This is a genomic window from Salmonella sp. SAL00672, assembly GCF_046552175.1.
Classification (GTDB): domain Bacteria; phylum Pseudomonadota; class Gammaproteobacteria; order Enterobacterales; family Enterobacteriaceae; genus Salmonella; species Salmonella enterica.
This window is the reverse complement of the sequence record NZ_JBGDUQ010000001.1, coordinates 368,784-384,367: the sequence shown is the minus strand read 5'-3', so window position 1 is coordinate 384,367 and position 15,584 is coordinate 368,784. Positions and strand designations below refer to the sequence as shown.

Annotated in this window: 19 protein-coding genes; 12 read left to right on the top strand and 7 right to left on the bottom strand. The window is 50.7% G+C overall.

Annotated features, from left to right (window positions below; genetic code table 11):
• From hybD to hypA, 6 genes are read left to right on the top strand one after another with little or no spacing between them, the layout of a single operon-like run.
• The gene (gene hybD / locus ACLJTG_RS02030) at positions 1 to 609 is read left to right on the top strand and encodes a HyaD/HybD family hydrogenase maturation endopeptidase (RefSeq protein WP_000852664.1); all 609 of its coding nucleotides are present in this window, start codon (positions 1 to 3) and stop codon (positions 607 to 609) included.
• Complete coding sequence (gene hypC, locus ACLJTG_RS02025; protein ID WP_000334904.1) at positions 609 to 908, top strand: HypC/HybG/HupF family hydrogenase formation chaperone; 300 nt, start codon at positions 609 to 611, stop codon at positions 906 to 908. Before hybD ends, hypC begins: the two co-directional genes overlap by 1 nt.
• Positions 905 to 1,315: a hydrogenase gene (locus tag ACLJTG_RS02020; RefSeq protein ID WP_000155978.1), complete on the top strand. Its 411-nt coding sequence runs from the start codon at positions 905 to 907 to the stop codon at positions 1,313 to 1,315. Before hypC ends, ACLJTG_RS02020 begins: the two co-directional genes overlap by 4 nt.
• A 17-nt stretch (positions 1,316 to 1,332) precedes the next feature.
• A complete protein-coding gene (locus tag ACLJTG_RS02015) occupies positions 1,333 to 2,394 on the top strand; it encodes a hydrogenase expression/formation C-terminal domain-containing protein (protein ID WP_001016741.1) in 1,062 nt (353 codons plus the stop codon).
• On the top strand, positions 2,382 to 3,269 hold the full coding sequence (locus ACLJTG_RS02010) for a hypothetical protein (RefSeq protein WP_001189390.1): 888 nt from the start codon (positions 2,382 to 2,384) through the stop codon (positions 3,267 to 3,269). Before ACLJTG_RS02015 ends, ACLJTG_RS02010 begins: the two co-directional genes overlap by 13 nt.
• A gap of 12 nt (positions 3,270 to 3,281) precedes the next feature.
• Positions 3,282 to 3,623: a hydrogenase maturation nickel metallochaperone HypA gene (gene hypA / locus ACLJTG_RS02005; protein ID WP_000544778.1), complete on the top strand. Its 342-nt coding sequence runs from the start codon at positions 3,282 to 3,284 to the stop codon at positions 3,621 to 3,623.
• Between the two features lie 140 nt (positions 3,624 to 3,763).
• Here hypA and ompC read toward each other — a convergent pair whose 3' ends face one another.
• Positions 3,764 to 4,882 (bottom strand): porin OmpC, encoded by a 1,119-nt coding sequence (gene ompC / locus ACLJTG_RS02000; protein ID WP_000758335.1) that lies wholly within the window; start codon positions 4,880 to 4,882, stop codon positions 3,764 to 3,766.
• 716 nt (positions 4,883 to 5,598) lie between these two features.
• On the opposite strand from ompC, the gene ACLJTG_RS01995 reads away from it, so the two are divergent.
• Complete coding sequence (locus ACLJTG_RS01995; protein WP_000513126.1) at positions 5,599 to 6,141, top strand: YybH family protein; 543 nt, start codon at positions 5,599 to 5,601, stop codon at positions 6,139 to 6,141.
• Between the two features lie 55 nt (positions 6,142 to 6,196).
• Here the strand turns inward: ACLJTG_RS01995 and ACLJTG_RS01990 are convergent, their stop codons facing one another.
• From ACLJTG_RS01990 to sad, 4 genes are all read right to left on the bottom strand, one after another.
• On the bottom strand, positions 6,197 to 7,111 hold the full coding sequence (locus tag ACLJTG_RS01990) for a bestrophin family protein (protein WP_001562768.1): 915 nt from the start codon (positions 7,109 to 7,111) through the stop codon (positions 6,197 to 6,199).
• 256 nt (positions 7,112 to 7,367) lie between these two features.
• On the bottom strand, positions 7,368 to 7,727 hold the full coding sequence (locus ACLJTG_RS01985; RefSeq protein ID WP_000992451.1) for a DUF4186 domain-containing protein: 360 nt from the start codon (positions 7,725 to 7,727) through the stop codon (positions 7,368 to 7,370).
• Positions 7,727 to 8,653, bottom strand: a complete 927-nt coding sequence (glsB, locus tag ACLJTG_RS01980) for a glutaminase B (protein WP_000090081.1) — start codon at positions 8,651 to 8,653, stop codon at positions 7,727 to 7,729. Before glsB ends, ACLJTG_RS01985 begins: the two co-directional genes overlap by 1 nt.
• Positions 8,654 to 8,725: 72 nt before the next feature.
• The gene (sad, locus tag ACLJTG_RS01975) at positions 8,726 to 10,114 is read right to left on the bottom strand and encodes a succinate-semialdehyde dehydrogenase (protein ID WP_023239619.1); all 1,389 of its coding nucleotides are present in this window, start codon (positions 10,112 to 10,114) and stop codon (positions 8,726 to 8,728) included.
• A gap of 102 nt (positions 10,115 to 10,216) precedes the next feature.
• Between sad and ptrR the strand changes: the two genes are divergently transcribed.
• The gene (gene ptrR, locus ACLJTG_RS01970) at positions 10,217 to 11,089 is read left to right on the top strand and encodes a putrescine utilization regulator PtrR (protein WP_000366538.1); all 873 of its coding nucleotides are present in this window, start codon (positions 10,217 to 10,219) and stop codon (positions 11,087 to 11,089) included.
• 115 nt (positions 11,090 to 11,204) lie between these two features.
• Positions 11,205 to 12,395, top strand: a complete 1,191-nt coding sequence (locus tag ACLJTG_RS01965; protein WP_000154625.1) for a sugar transporter — start codon at positions 11,205 to 11,207, stop codon at positions 12,393 to 12,395.
• 46 nt (positions 12,396 to 12,441) lie between these two features.
• Here ACLJTG_RS01965 and ACLJTG_RS01960 read toward each other — a convergent pair whose 3' ends face one another.
• The gene (locus ACLJTG_RS01960) at positions 12,442 to 13,107 is read right to left on the bottom strand and encodes a MarC family NAAT transporter (protein WP_000968968.1); all 666 of its coding nucleotides are present in this window, start codon (positions 13,105 to 13,107) and stop codon (positions 12,442 to 12,444) included.
• Positions 13,108 to 13,365: 258 nt separating this feature from the next.
• On the opposite strand from ACLJTG_RS01960, the gene marR reads away from it, so the two are divergent.
• Genes marR through marB form a run of 3 tightly spaced genes read left to right on the top strand, consistent with a single transcriptional unit; the run spans position 13,366 to position 14,447 of the window.
• A complete protein-coding gene (gene marR, locus ACLJTG_RS01955) occupies positions 13,366 to 13,800 on the top strand; it encodes a multiple antibiotic resistance transcriptional regulator MarR (RefSeq protein ID WP_000843434.1) in 435 nt (144 codons plus the stop codon).
• A 19-nt stretch (positions 13,801 to 13,819) separates the two neighbouring features.
• On the top strand, positions 13,820 to 14,203 hold the full coding sequence (gene marA, locus ACLJTG_RS01950) for an MDR efflux pump AcrAB transcriptional activator MarA (RefSeq protein ID WP_000091194.1): 384 nt from the start codon (positions 13,820 to 13,822) through the stop codon (positions 14,201 to 14,203).
• 28 nt (positions 14,204 to 14,231) lie between these two features.
• Positions 14,232 to 14,447 carry a multiple antibiotic resistance protein MarB gene (gene marB, locus ACLJTG_RS01945; RefSeq protein ID WP_000783049.1) on the top strand — a complete coding sequence of 72 codons (216 nt, stop codon included), beginning with the start codon at positions 14,232 to 14,234 and terminating at the stop codon, positions 14,445 to 14,447.
• Positions 14,448 to 14,565: 118 nt separating this feature from the next.
• Here marB and eamA read toward each other — a convergent pair whose 3' ends face one another.
• Positions 14,566 to 15,468, bottom strand: coding sequence for an O-acetylserine/cysteine exporter (gene eamA, locus ACLJTG_RS01940; RefSeq protein ID WP_000987749.1), 903 nt, complete (start codon positions 15,466 to 15,468; stop codon positions 14,566 to 14,568).
• Between the last annotated feature and the right edge of the window lie 116 nt (positions 15,469 to 15,584).

Below are 15,584 nucleotides of genomic sequence, written 5' to 3'. Positions count from 1 at the left end.
ATGGCAGAAGTAACAATCTTAGGGCTTGGCAACCTGCTTTGGGCAGATGAAGGGTTCGGCGTCAGAGCGGCGGAAAAGCTGTTTGAACAGTATGCCGATAACGAGAAAGTTGACGTTGTTGATGGCGGTACGCAGGGGCTGGCGCTGCTGCCCTGGCTGCAACAGACCGAAAAACTGTTAATCATGGATGCTATCGATTTTGGTATGGCGCCAGGTTCGCTGGCGATGTTTCGTGATGAACAGGTTCCCGCCTATCTGACGGCGAAAAAACTCAGTTTACATCAGACCAGTTTTTCTGAAGTGCTGGCATTGCTGCAATTAACCGGCGGCCAGTTATCGGAGATTGTGCTGATTGGCGTGCAGCCGGAATGTCTGGATGACTATGGCGGGAGTCTTACGCCGCAGGTAAAGGCGCAACTGATGCCTGCGGTCTATCTCGCGCAGGAAGTGCTGGCGCAATGGGGTATCACCGCCTCTTCAGCGGCCTTGCCCACTGAAAGACTCAATCATTACAGCCTGTGTATGGAACGCTACGAAGATGAACGCCCAGATGCGCAAAGCGCTTGCCGGGTCGGCGATATTCGGGTGCTACAGAGAGAGAAATCATAATGTGTATCGGCGTTCCTGTGCAGGTTATTTCACCCGGTCAGTGGTTCGCCAAATGCCGCGACCGACACGGCGAGCTTATCGACGTTGATATTCGGCTTGTGGCTCCCCCCTTAGCAGGCGCATGGCTGCTGACATTTGGCGGCGCAGCACGACGAGAAATGGACGAAGCGGAAGCCGCTGAGGTACTGGCGGCGCTGGACTCACTGGAACAGGCCATGCTCACGCAAAGCGATCCGCTGACCGGTTTTGCCGATTTATTGTCTCGCACGCCTGAATTACCGGAGCATTTAAAAAAATGACTATCTCACCCCAAAATCCTGTTTGTCCACTGGCGGATAAAGGCTTTCTGGTTACCGATGCGCAAACGCTCCCGTCGTTGATTAATGCGCATCCGACTCTGCTGGTTTTGCTGCAAAGCGACCCCAACAAACATCCGGAAGTCGCCGACAGTTGGGTCATCATCCCGGAGATCCTCAAGCAATTTCCGGCGACGTCTTATACCGCGGCATTTGCGGATAGCGAACAGAGTGAACTGATCGCCCGGGAGTATCGCATTCTGAAATATCCGGCGCTGCTTTTCTTTCGCCAGCACCGTTTTGTCGGCAGTCTGGCGGGATTATATAGCTGGCAAGAATACTCTCAGCGGGTGGCCGCATTGCTGACCACACCGGGCTATCGTCAGGATATTCCCGTTATCACGCAATAGAATGAAAGGTAACACACGTGAATCATTCCAGAACTATTCCAGTCGTTAATATTGCCGGACCAGGCTCGCAGCCAGAAGAGGAAGACTTTAACTTTCTTCCTATCCCCGCCGGCATTAATCTCCCGCTGACGCCGGTTTTACCGGAACAGGCGCTGCCCGCTGAGCTCCGTGTTGCCAGACACATCCTGACTACGCTTATTCGCGATATGGATAACCCAGTGGCAACGCTCCCCTTTCCCCTGAGCTATAAGCTGAATGCCACTGAGCAACAGAATAGCGGTTTATTGGATCAACTGCTCGGCGAAGGTGAAATCTCCGCCCGGGTACTATTATCCGATGGAAAAGAACAGCGTATTCAGGAGACGGTTTTTACGGGCGTCTGGCGTGTGCGTGAATATAACGCTGACCAGCAACGGGTTGCCGATGAAATTATCATTGGCCCGATCCCGGAGAGCATCAGGCAGACGCATCCGCAGCCGCCGATTACGCCAGAATTGCCGCCACAACCGGCGGGATTGATGAATGGCGCCTTTATCGCGCATGAAATAGCCGAGCGCGTAAAACAGCCGGTAAAAGAGCCGCATATCATTAACTTAACGCTGTTGCCAGTAAACGATGCCGATCGCGAGTATCTGGATCATTTTTTAGGCGAAGGCTGTAGCGCTATTTTTTCACGCGGATATGGTAAATGCCGGATTGTAAGCACGCATTTTCCCGGCGTATGGCGGGTCAATTATTTCAATGACATGAACACATTACTGCAAGATATGATTGAGATAGCGGACATTCCTGATATCGCCGTTGCAGGCATCGATGATATCGAAGATGCCTACGCGGGGCTAAAAAATACGTTGGAATGGTTGAAAGAATACCCGGTTACAGAAAATGAGCCAGTGGTGCGCATGGAGTGCAAAGTATGTTGGTGGGTTTACGACCCTGCGCTGGGCGATGATGTATGGCAAATTCCACCCGGCGTGCCCTTCAGCCAGTTACCTGATTACTGGTGCTGTCCGGTTTGCGAAACCAGTAAGTCCGGGTTTATGGTGATCGATGAAGGTAATAGTTCGTGCAAAGATTGACCGTCTATTCTCACCCGCTACGGATTATCTGGCAGGAGGCGCCGATCGGTCGTTTGTTACAGGGCGCAACGCCGGTATACGCAAAAACGCTTATTTCACGTTTGTTTACGTTGTGCGCTCAGGCGCACAGCGCGGCGGCGGCTTTACTGTTGTTTCCTGAAGAGAAGCCAGATATGCAGGCCGCACAACAAGAGCTGGCGCGAGAAACACTCCGTCGCGCGTTGACCGACTGGCTCCCCCTGTTTAGCCACCGACAGGCAACCGCTGAAGAATGGGCGTTGTTACGTTGCGGAGAGTTATCCCCGCTGGCAAGCACAATCTTTTTTGACGATGATCCTCAGACCTGGCTTGCCGCTGGCGTAAAGGGCTGGGAAGCCTGGTTTTTGCAAGAGCGTTCTGAAACCGCCCGCTGGCTGGCGGCAGTACAGAATATCATTACACCTACACTACCGATGGCATCGTCCCCGGACCATACGTTAATAACCCATGGTCCCCTGGATGTCTCGCCTCTGGCTATCGAATATCCGCTACTGTCAGCCTGTTGTCTTAGCGGAAAAACGACTGCGCTACGTCTGCTGGCCCGCTGCATTACGCTCGCCCGAAGTTTGAGCGCCCTTCCTACCCTGCGCTGGAATCGTTTTGATGATGGCGAATGGAAAATAGCGGTAGTGGAAACCGCGCGAGGATGGTTAGTTCATCAGGCCAGACTGACGACGTCAGGCAATATTCTTGATTACCGTATTATCTCGCCTACCACACGTCACGCCCAATCTGACGGCGTCATTGCTCGCGAACTGGCCACTATTCCACTCTCATTGTGGTCGCAACAGTTACAGGTAATTGATCCTTGTGTCGCCGTAAATATTGTTGAATGAAGGAGCTGGCCCATGCATGAATTAGCCCTGGCGCAAAATATTATCGAATTGCTGGAGGAACAGGCAGTAAATCACCAGTTCAGCAAGGTAAAGCAAGTCTGGCTGGAGATTGGCGTTATGGCCTGTGTTGAGGTGCCGGCGCTGCATTTTGGCCTGGACGTCGCCTCTCGTCATACCCTTGCTGACAATGCGAGTTTCCACATTACTATCGCACCGGCGCAAGGTTGGTGTCTGTCCTGTAATCAACCCTTCACCTCTCAAACATCCACACTCTGTTGTCCCTTTTGTCATTCAGGCAAAGTGCAGATAGATGACAGTAGCAGAATGCGCATTCGCGAGATCGAAGTCGAATAGTCAACGAATAGTCAATAAAAAAGGACGCCAGAAGCGTCCTGAAATAATAAAAGAATAAATTAACAATAATAAAGGTTAAGCAGTGACACAGTTTTGGGAAAAGGAGGGTATCCCTAAACTGTCTTAATCAGCAAGTTTTATCAAAACTCGTAGACTAAGCCGAGCGCCACGGTGTTGTCTGTATTAGGATTCGATGGGTTGCCATCTTTTAGCAGATTGATTTTGTAGTCAACATACGCGGACATATTTTTATTGAAGTAGTAATAGGAACCCACATCAATATATTTCACAAGGTCGAACGAACCCAGTCCATCAACATCATTGGCTCTGGATTGCAGGAACGCCAGTGACGGGCGTAAGCCATTATCAAATTGATATTGCCCTACCATTTCCCAGTTATCGGTTTTATGTGCAAAGCCGCCCAATGTATCGCCCATATAGGTCATATCATAAGTACGGGTGTAGTTTGCCGCCAGGTAAATATTATTGGCATCATACTTCACGCCGCCAGTCCAGGCTTCAGCGCGGTCGCCATTGTCGTATTTATCTTGCGTCATCTGATCAAGCGTGCGTTTGGAACTGGTATAGGCTGCCCCCAGGCTCACCCCCATGCCCAAATCATATGTCGCTGATGCCCCGAAACCATCGCCATTCTGGTACGCGATACTTTTTCTGGCATTATTACTTAAAGGATCGCCTTCTTTCGACAGGCCGTCATTTTTACCCTGATACTGCAACGCAATATTCAGACCATCAACCAGACCAAAGAAATCATTATTGCGATAAGTCAGAACGCCATTCGCGCGTCCGGTCATAAAATTATCGGAAGCTTCATACGAATCATTACCAAATTCAGGCAGTACGTCAGTCCATGAACCAATGTCGTATAACACGCCATAGTTACGACCATAATCAACAGACCCCATATCGGCAAATGCCAAACCAGCAAAACCGAGACGCGTCCAGCTTTGCGGGGAACCGCTGGAGTCACCATCTTCCGGACGATTGGCGTTGACCTGATACTCCCACTGTCCAAAACCGGTTAGTTGATCGGTAATTTGAGTCTCGCCTTTAATACCCATACGGATATAAGATTGATCGCCATCCGTACTATGATTACTGGAAAAATAATGCAGGCCGTCGACCTTGCCATACAAATCCAGCTTATTGCCATCCTTGTTATAGATTTCTGCTGCGTTGGCGGCTCCAGCCATCATTACGGCTGCGGCTACCGCAGATAACACCACTACTTTTTTCATTTTATATGCCTTATTTGTCTTATTTTTGGACTTTCCGCAAAACCTGCTCGCGGAACTGTCCAGGACAATATCACTAACAATTACCGTGCGTTAAGTTTCAAAGTGTAATATTAGCTTGCTATGTATTAGTGATGTTAAAATGCAAGTTAAGCATGGCTACATCAATGGTGTGCCCTGTTTTCTGCTGTAATAACAAGGGGGTTACCAGTAGAGAACTGGCTTATGGTCGGGGATGCCGAGGTGAGAATGGCACTGAACACTCTGCTGACATTCGTTAAGACGGAATCATAATCAAGAAAGTTGAGGTCATAGCCCTCCTTATTTTTGTGTATAATTTGTTACGTTTACATTTATTTTTAAATTAGCGTTATGAAAATATCAGTACTACTGAAATAGCACTTCTTCGCTTCGTGTATTTTTACTATGGTTAATTATCACATAGCGCAAACGGTCATTTGTGTATCACTATTCATAAGATTAACTATTTACCAGCGGTAATAAACATAAAAGTAAGTCAATGGACAACAACAATACTGAAACTCTAAATGTTGATATTTTGAGTCATGTCGTTACAAACAAATACGATATTCTTAATTGCACTACTCCCTTTTCGGGGTAGTTTTATAGAAGGATGTTTTTTATTGTTCGTGAGCCATGCTCCTTTAGTATAAAAGTGAACGTAACAGGAAAGATAAAGCGTCTCAAAAACAGACCATATGGGTATAACTATTATGCAAAAAACGTCACTATTGTTTTCGGCCGCCGCGATAACGTTAACTCTGATGGTGTCATCGGCATCAGCGGCAACGCCAACCGCCGCACAAAATGAAGCTACGTCGACCGTTAAACAAGAAATTACAGAAGGCATTAACCGTTACCTTTATTCAATAGATAAGGCAGACCCAACGTTAGGCAAGCAGCTCTTTTATGTTTCACCGGAAACCAGTTTTATTCATCCACGCGGTCACGAACGCGGATGGTCGCAGATCGCTGAAAATTTTTATGGCACCACTATGGGTAAAACTTTCAGTAAACGCACGTTAAAACTGGACGCTCCCCCTGCTATTCATGTGTATGGCAATGCCGCCGTTGCAGAGTTCGACTGGCATTTTACCGCGGTACGCCGTGATAATGGGCAGACTCAACACACGACAGGCCGCGAAAGCCAGGTGTGGGCGAAGATACCAAACACAGGATGGCGAATCGTTCATGTCCACTACTCCGGTCCAGCCAAAACCGGCGTTGGAGAAGGCTATTAAGCTTTGCTCTTCAGGTTATGGCGCAGATGAACATTCTGCGCCAGTTAAGACGATCTCAGGTCAGTTGATAGTGCTTATCCGGTATCCGTTTTGCCGGAATATCCCTTTCATCATTCATTTGCAGTAAATCGATTTCTATCGCATTGCATATCGCATCCAGCGGTAAATCATTATTTTCAGTACCGAACGGATCTTCCAACTCTTCCGCTAACGCATCCAGCGCGATAAACGTATAAGAAATAAGTACCGAAATAAACGGCGTCATATAGTGCAGATCAACCACCAGTGCAAATGGCAACATAATGCAGAAAAGATAAACCGTACGATGCAAAATTAACGTATAGGCAAAAGGCACCGGCGTGTTGGCGATGCGTTCACAGCCGGCCAACACTGACGACATATCATTTAAACGGTTGTTGAGGCTATGAAATAAAATATCGGAAAGCTTTCCGCTGCGGCGGCGAATCGCCAGCCACTCTCCCATCAGCAATAAGATACGGTTAGCGGGGGAATGGGAAGCGACAACTTTCTGTAACGCCTCCTGGTCAAGATAGTTGCCCAGAACTTGCGTTTGAGGCTGTCGACGCAATGTCATACGCAAACAGTGGGCAAAAGCGATTTGTAACCGAACAAAATCCTCGATACCGCGTTCATCAGGCAAGGTTGTTTTCACCTCTCGCAGTATTGAGCGTGAAGCGATCATCAACTGCCCCCACAAATGTCGCGCTTCGACGTAACGCGCATAACAGGCATTATTGCGAAACCCAAGAAAAATGGCGATAGCGACGCCCAGTATGCTAAACGGCGCAAGGGTAAACTTAATACCCAGCATTGTGTACCAGGGCAGCATGATAATAACGGCGATAGAAAGAAGAAAGTTAAGGAGCAGTCGTGAAAAGATTTTAGATAACACGGAACCATGCCAGACAAATATCAGGCGAATCCAGTGCTGTTGTGGTCTAACGATCATGATTATCTTCAGCAGGTGAAAAAGCACTGTCATTAAACGTGATCCAGATCAAGGTTGCAAGCTTCTGGCGATACACGGGTTCCCTGCCCTGTAGAACATTTTTTTGCACAGTGCTGACAGGCGTTGAAAAAAAACAACTAACTGTATGTTGTAACTAAATATGCGCTTCAGCGCATGAGATATATGACGGTCAACGGCTGCTATCAGTGGTATGAGGGTAATTTATCAGGGAAAGCGTCAGCAACGACGCGCTGCTCTACCGCTGATTCATTTGTATGACCAGCCAGTAATGGATAACGCTGACAATATACTGTTGCTGCGCTTTACTCAGCGGTTCTCCCTGAGGTATCTGGTGCCACTTCGCCAGGCACCCGCGACAGCAGGTTGCCGTCGCATGTTGCGCGATAAATACCGGATGGCCCCGCATCGGCGTTTGCTTACCATCATTCGCCGGGTGAGCTGGCGCCAGTCGCTGGGCGATAAAATCGGCGGCGTGTTTATCAATCACCTCCGCGCCTTTATCCCAGCAATATTGTCTTTCTTTTATCCCGAGACGAAAACGCGAACGAAATGTCGATCGCGCCAGGCGGGCAAAGAGCGGTTCAAGCGCATTCATCAGTATACCGAACGTCCTAACGTTTGTGTTAATTGTTCAAGCGCGGCGATACCTGCCAGAGAGTTTCCCGCAGGATCCAGCTCCGGACTCCAGACGGCAATCGCCATTTCATGCGGCACAATGGCGACAATACCGCCGCCCACGCCGGATTTAGCGGGCAATCCCACCCGCCAGGCAAACTCTCCGGCATTCTGATACATCCCGCTGGTCGCCATTAGCGCATTAATTTGCCGGGCCTGCATGGGGGTCACTACCGGCTCGTCGAGATGAAACGCCTCGCCCTGATTCGCCAGAAAGACAAACGTCCTCGCCAGTTCCATGCAGCTCATTTTCAACGCACAATAGTGGAAGTAATTTTGCAACACGGTAGGCACATCATGATGAAAATTACCGAATGATTTCATCAGCCAGGCAATAGCGGCGTTACGGGCGGAATGCTCAAATTCAGAGCGCGCGACCGTAGCGTCATACGTAATATCCGATACGCCGCAAAGCGCGCGCACAACTTCCAGCATCCGCTGACGCGGCGCGCTAAGCCGGCCTTGCAACATGTCGCATACCACCAGCGCGCCCGCATTAATAAATGGATTACGCGGGATGCCTTGTTCCATCTCTAACTGAACCAACGAATTGAACGGCGAGCCGGAAGGATCTTTTCCGACGCGCTGCCAGATCTCCTCTTCCGGATAATGACGCATCGCCACCACCAGACTGAGCACTTTCGAAATAGACTGAATAGAGAAGCGTTCGTGCGCATCGCCCGCCTGATAATGCTGCCCGTCCACGGTACAAATCGCTATCCCCAGCTTTGAACCCTCGACGGACGCTAATGCCGGAATATAGTCAGCGACTTTGCCCTGGCCAATGAGGGGGCGAACGCGCTGTAAAATCGTCTCTAAAATTGCATTATCCATGGCCCTGGCCACAACATGCTCCTTGCTCGCAGGTCTGAAAAGGCCTGCGAGTATAGCAGAGGGCGCCACGCGACGTCAGGGCGATTAGACGCGGTTCTTCCAGACGGTCTGCACATTACAAAATTCGTGTAAACCAAAGTGCGAAAGCTCGCGACCGAAGCCGCTTTTCTTCACCCCGCCGAATGCCACACGCGCATCGCTGGCGCTGTAACCATTAATGAATACCCCACCGCACTCAAGACGCGCCGCCATCTCCGCGGCCAGCGTATCGTCGGCGGTAAAGATCGTCGCCGACAGGCCAAACTCACTGTCATTCGCCAGCACGAGGGCGTGCGCCGCATCTTTTGCAACGGTAATGGCGGCAACAGGCCCAAAAAGCTCCTGACGAAATGCAGTCATGTCAGGTGTGACATCCGCCAGAACGGTCGCGGCATAATAGTTGCCCTCCCCGGCGATTTTCTCCCCGCCCAACAGTAGCCGTGCGCCTTCGGCGACGGAAGCCTGCACCTGTTGATGGAGTTCATCACGCAAATCAAAGCGCGCCATCGGCCCCAGGTCATTCTCTTCAACCAGAGGATCACCTATCTTTAATGCTGCGGCAGCCGCCACAAAGCGATCGGTAAACGCCTGCGCAATGCCCTCTTCGACAATAAAACGTTTGGCGGCGGCGCAGACTTGTCCGGTGTTTTGATAGCGTCCGGCAACCGCGGCTTTTACCGCCAGCTCGAGATCGGCATCATTGAGTACAATAAACGGATCCGAGCCACCCAGTTCCAGTACGCACTTTTTCAGCGCCGCCCCAGCCTGAGCGCCAATCGCCGCGCCGGCGCGCACGCTACCGGTCACCGTCACCGCCGCGATTCGCGGATCGTTAATCATCTGACTCACGCCCTCATTATTGGCGTTCACCCATCCATAGACGCCAGCGGGAGTACCGGCTTCCGTCAAGATTCGGGCTATCATCTGCGCGCAACCCGTGACATTGGGCGCATGTTTTAACAAGTAGCTATTCCCCGCCAACAGTATCGGCACTGCCCCGCGTAACACCTGCCATAAAGGAAAATTCCACGGCATTATCGCCAGGATGACGCCCAGCGGACGGTATTCAATCACCGCCTGCTGATTTTCTACCAGCGTAGGCTCAGGATTCAGCATTGCCGGGCCATGTTCCGCATACCAGTCGCATAACGCGGCGGATTTCGTCACTTCCGCACGCGCCTGCTTTATGGGTTTACCCATTTCACGCGTAATACATTGCGCCATCTCTTCTGCATGAGCGCGAAGCGCCTGACCAATATCGCGTAATGTTTGCGCCCGTTGCGCTACCGATGTCAATTTCCACTTTTTGAAACCGCTCGCCGCCAGATTCAGCGCATGTTCAATCTCTTGCGCGTTAGCCCAGGGCATTGCCGCCAGCGTCTGGCCGGTCGCAGGATTCACGGATAACGCCTGTGTTGCAGTCATCATGGTCATGTTCTTTCTCTCGTTATCAGGGGAGTTGTACCATCATGACGCCCTTTACCCTTTCTGAAAAATGAATAATATTAACCAGACTATTCACGAACTGAGAAAACCATGGACCTGACGCAACTGGAAATGTTTAACGCTGTCGCTCTGACGGGCAGCATTACGCAGGCGGCGGCAAAAGTACACCGCGTTCCGTCCAACCTGACCACGCGTATCCGCCAGCTTGAAGCCGACCTGGGCGTCTCTCTGTTTATTCGCGAAAACCAGCGACTCAGGCTGTCACCAGCCGGGCATAACTTTTTACGTTACAGCCAGCAGATCCTGGCGCTGGTCGATGAAGCCCGCATGGTGGTTGCCGGAGAGGAACCGCAAGGACTGTTTTCACTCGGCGCGTTAGAAAGTACTGCCGCCGTACGTATCCCCGCGCTGCTGGCGGGTTATAACCAGCGTTACCCTAAAATTCAGTTCGCGTTAACGACCGGTCCTTCCGGCGCCATGCTGGATGGCGTGCTCGAAGGAAAGCTGAACGCCGCCTTTATTGATGGCCCGCTAATGCATCCGGGGCTGGAAGGTATACCGGCTTACCAGGAAGAGATGATGATCGTCGCGCCACACGGCCATTCCGTCGTTTCGCGGGCCAGCGAGGTGAATGGTTATAACATCTATGCTTTTCGCGCCAACTGTTCTTACCGACGGCATTTCGAAAGCTGGTTTCATGCCGATGGCGCGACCCCCGGTACGATTCACGAAATGGAGTCATATCATGGAATGTTGGCGTGCGTAATTGCCGGCGCAGGTATTGCGCTGATGCCAGCAAGTATGCTCAACAGTATGCCAGGACATCATCAGGTGGAAGCCTGGCCGTTGGCGGAGAAGTGGCGCTGGCTTAACACATGGCTAATGTGGCGGCGCGGGGCGATGACGCGTCAGCTTGAGGCCTTTATTGAGTTACTTAACGCCCAACTGGCGAGCACCGACTGAAGACGAAACGGCCTGCGAAGTAAATGAGAAGCAGGTCACAAAATGATTGTCTTTTCGCCAGTAAACGTTTTAAGATCGCGGTCTCACCTTCTCGCAACTAACCCGAAATATTTTTATGACAATCAATCCAGTTTCCCGCAAGGTCGCGTGGCTACGGGTAGTTACGCTTGCTATTGCCGCTTTTATTTTCAATACCACAGAATTTGTGCCAGTTGGTTTGCTATCAGACATTGCTGAAAGCTTTCATATGCAAACCGCGCAGGTCGGCATCATGCTAACCATTTACGCCTGGGTAGTTGCCGTCATGTCGCTGCCTTTTATGCTTCTTACCAGTCAAATGGAGCGCCGTAAGCTACTCATTTATCTGTTTGTTTTGTTTATTGCCAGCCATGTGCTCTCCTTTCTGGCATGGAACTTTACCGTGCTGGTCATTAGCCGTATTGGTATCGCTTTCGCCCACGCTATTTTCTGGTCGATAACCGCCTCGCTGGCGATCCGCCTGGCCCCTGCCGGGAAACGCGCGCAGGCATTAAGTCTGATAGCGACCGGCACCGCGTTGGCCATGGTGCTTGGGCTGCCCATAGGTCGCGTTGTTGGTCAGTATTTTGGCTGGCGCACCACCTTTTTTGCCATCGGCATGGGCGCATTAATTACGCTGCTATGTCTGATTAAGCTTCTACCGAAATTGCCGAGCGAGCATTCCGGCTCACTAAAAAGTTTACCTTTGCTATTCCGACGCCCGGCGCTAATGAGCCTCTATGTACTAACCGTCGTTGTGGTGACTGCGCATTACACAGCTTATAGCTATATTGAACCGTTCGTTCAGAATGTCGCCGGGCTCAGTGCGAATTTTGCTACCGTCCTGTTACTGATCCTCGGCGGCGCCGGGATCATCGGCAGCCTTGTGTTTGGTAAACTGGGTAATCGTCATGCCTCGTCGCTCGTCAGTATCGCTATTGCCCTGCTGGTTGTCTGTCTGCTTCTGCTGCTGCCCGCGGCGGAGAGCGAAGCGCATCTGGCCATACTGAGCATTTTCTGGGGCATCGCGATTATGGTGATAGGGCTCGGTATGCAGGTGAAAGTACTGGCGCTGGCCCCGGACGCGACCGATGTCGCAATGGCGCTATTTTCAGGCATCTTTAATATTGGTATTGGCGCTGGCGCGCTGGTAGGCAATCAGGTGAGTTTGCACTGGTCAATGTCGGCCATCGGCTATATTGGCGCCATACCCGCCTGTGCCGCGCTGGTATGGGCTGTGCTCATATTCCGCAAATGGCCAGTGACGCTGGAAGAACAACCGCATTAAGACATTCGTCTGCCGGGAACAGGTTTTCGGCAGACGACAATGCGCCTTAGTGGTACGTTTTAATAATTTCCAACACGCCGTTGATAATAAATTGCACGCCCATACACACCAGCAGGAATCCCATTAAGCGGGAGATCGCTTCAATCCCCCCTTTACCCACCAGCCGCATAATAGCGCCAGAACTGCGTAAGCATCCCCACAGGATCACCGCCACGGCAAGAAAAATAATCGGCGGCGCGACCATAATGACCCAGTCGGGAAACTCGCCGCCATGACGCACCGTGGAAGCGGAACTGATGATCATTGCGATGGTCCCCGGTCCTGCGGTGCTTGGCATAGCCAGTGGAACAAACGCAATATTGGCCGTCGGTTCGTCTGCCAGCTCCTCCGATTTGCTTTTCGCTTCCGGCGACTCATGCGCCTTCTGCTGCGGGAAAAGCATTCTGAAGCCGATAAACGCCACGATTAACCCCCCGGCGATCCGTAACCCTGGAATCGAAATACCGAAGGTGTTCATAACTAACTGCCCGGCGTAGTACGCCACCATCATAATAGCGAAGACATAAACCGAAGCCATATAGGACTGCCGGTTGCGTTCCGCACTATTCATATTGCCCGCAAGGCCAAGAAACAGCGCCACGGTGGTTAGCGGATTGGCTAACGGGAGCAGTACGACCAGCCCCAATCCAATCGCTTTAAACAAATCCATCATAATACTATCTCTTACCCATCAGCGTTTCATGAACCGGAAGTATAAAGTGAAATTGCCCAGGCGCGCCATTTCGCCAGTGTGCAAGTTAATATCCTCTACAACCTATAACCTGTAATTATCAATTAGTTACAAGTTATCACAGCACAATACCCCGGACGCCTTTTAGCAAATCGTGGCATCGGCCAATTCATTTAGTTGACTTATATTTGCCTGGGCAATAGTATCTGACGAAATTAATTACTTGCCGGGGCAACCATTTTGAAAAGCACCAGTGATCTGTTCAATGAAATCATTCCGCTGGGTCGCTTGATCTACATGGTAAATCAAAAAAAAGATCGCCTGTTAAATAACTATTTATCCCCGCTGGATATCACCGCAACACAGTTTAAAGTGCTGTGCTCGATACGCTGCGCGGGATGTATTACCCCGGTTGAACTTAAAAAAGTGCTGTCTGTCGATCTCGGCGCATTGACGCGGATGCTCGACCGCCTGCTGTGCAAAGGCTGGATCGAAAGACTGCCGAATCCTAATGACAAACGCGGCGTACTGGTGAAGCTAACGCCGGACGGCGCGGCAATTTGTGAGCAATGTCATCAACGACCAGGGCAAGACCTGCATCAGGAATTAACAAAAAACTTAACGGCGGACGAAGTGGCAACGCTTGAGTATTTGCTCAAGAAAATTCTGCCGTAGACAAAAAAGAGGTATGACGATGTCCAGACGCAACACTGACGCTATTACTATTCATAGCATTTTGGACTGGATCGAGGATAACCTGGAGTCGCCGCTCTCACTGGAAAAAGTGTCTGAGCGTTCAGGATATTCCAAATGGCACCTGCAACGGATGTTTAAAAAAGAGACCGGTCATTCATTAGGCCAATACATCCGCAGCCGTAAAATGACGGAAATCGCGCAAAAATTAAAAGAGAGCAACGAGCCCATTCTCTATCTGGCGGAACGCTATGGCTTTGAGTCACAGCAAACATTGACCCGGACGTTCAAAAACTACTTTGATGTGCCGCCACACAAATACCGGATCACCAATATGCATGGCGAATCACGGTATATGCTGCCACTGAACCATGGCAACTACTAGTTTGTTTATGCGCCACGCGAAGAGCACCATGAAAATGCTGTTTCCCGCCCTGCCGGGTCTGTTACTTATCGCCTCCGGATATGGCATTGCAGAACAAACTTTGTTACCTGTGGCGCAAAATAGCCGCGATGTGATGCTTCTGCCCTGTGTAGGCGATCCGCCAAATGACCTTCACCCCGTGAGCGTGAACAGCGATAAGTCAGATGAATTAGGCGTGCCCTATTATAACGACCAACACCTTTAACCTCTTTGCCCCGTTTTGCGGGGCATTTTTTTAGTACCGTCTGGCTATGACAAGTCCGCCGCTATTACCCCGCGGCATGGTCTGAAATTAGCGTTTGTCTTCTTAGTAACATAATGCCTCATCCCCTGACACGCGCAGTACGGCGCACACGAAATCCAAATACATTGATATAGAGTCCAGCCATAATCAGTACTGCGCCCGCAAGCTGCATCCCGGTCAACGTTTCCCCGAGTAACACCGCGGCGCTCGCCAGCCCGACTACCGGCACCAGCAATGATAACGGCGCCACGCGCCAGGTCTCATAACGCCCCAGTAACGCGCCCCAGATGCCGTAGCCAAGTATAGTGGCGACAAAAGCCAGATAAAGCAGCGACAATATCGTCGTCATATCGATGGTAATAAGGCTTTGCGTAATGTGATCCGCCCCCTCCAGTAGCAGCGATGACAGCAGGAACGGCAGGATCGGGATCAGCGCGCTCCAGACCACCAGCGACATCACCGCCGGGCGCGGACTATGTTGCATAATTTTTTTATTAAAGATATTGCCGCAGGCCCAGCTAAATGCCGCCGCCAGAGTCAGCATAAATCCCGAAATCGCTATATGCTGTCCGTTGAGACTGGCTTCAATCAATACCAGTACACCTATAATCGCCAGGGCGATCCCCGCCAACTGCTTACGTTGTAACCGCTCGCTAAAAACAAACGCCCCTAACGCCATGGTAAAAAAGGCCTGCGCCTGTAATACCAACGACGCCAGTCCTGCGGGCATACCAAACTTTATCGCGCAAAAGAGAAAGGCGAACTGCCCAAAGCTTATCGTCAGGCCATAGCCCAGCAACAGCGTAAGCGGGACTTTAGGCCGGGCGACAAAGAAAATTGCCGGAAACGCCACCAGTAAAAACCGTAATCCTGCCAGCAATAATGGCGGCATATGGTGCAGGCCGACTTTGATGACAACAAAATTGAGCCCCCATACGACAACCACCAGTAACGCCAAAAAACCGTCTTTACGCGACATCATCGGCCCCTGTCATTATTAAAATTTTGTAAAAAGGTAAGTTATCGGAAATCAGTGCGCCATAACAGGACTTTTCTTTTTACCGTGAGCATGGCATTGAACAACACACGATGGGCAAA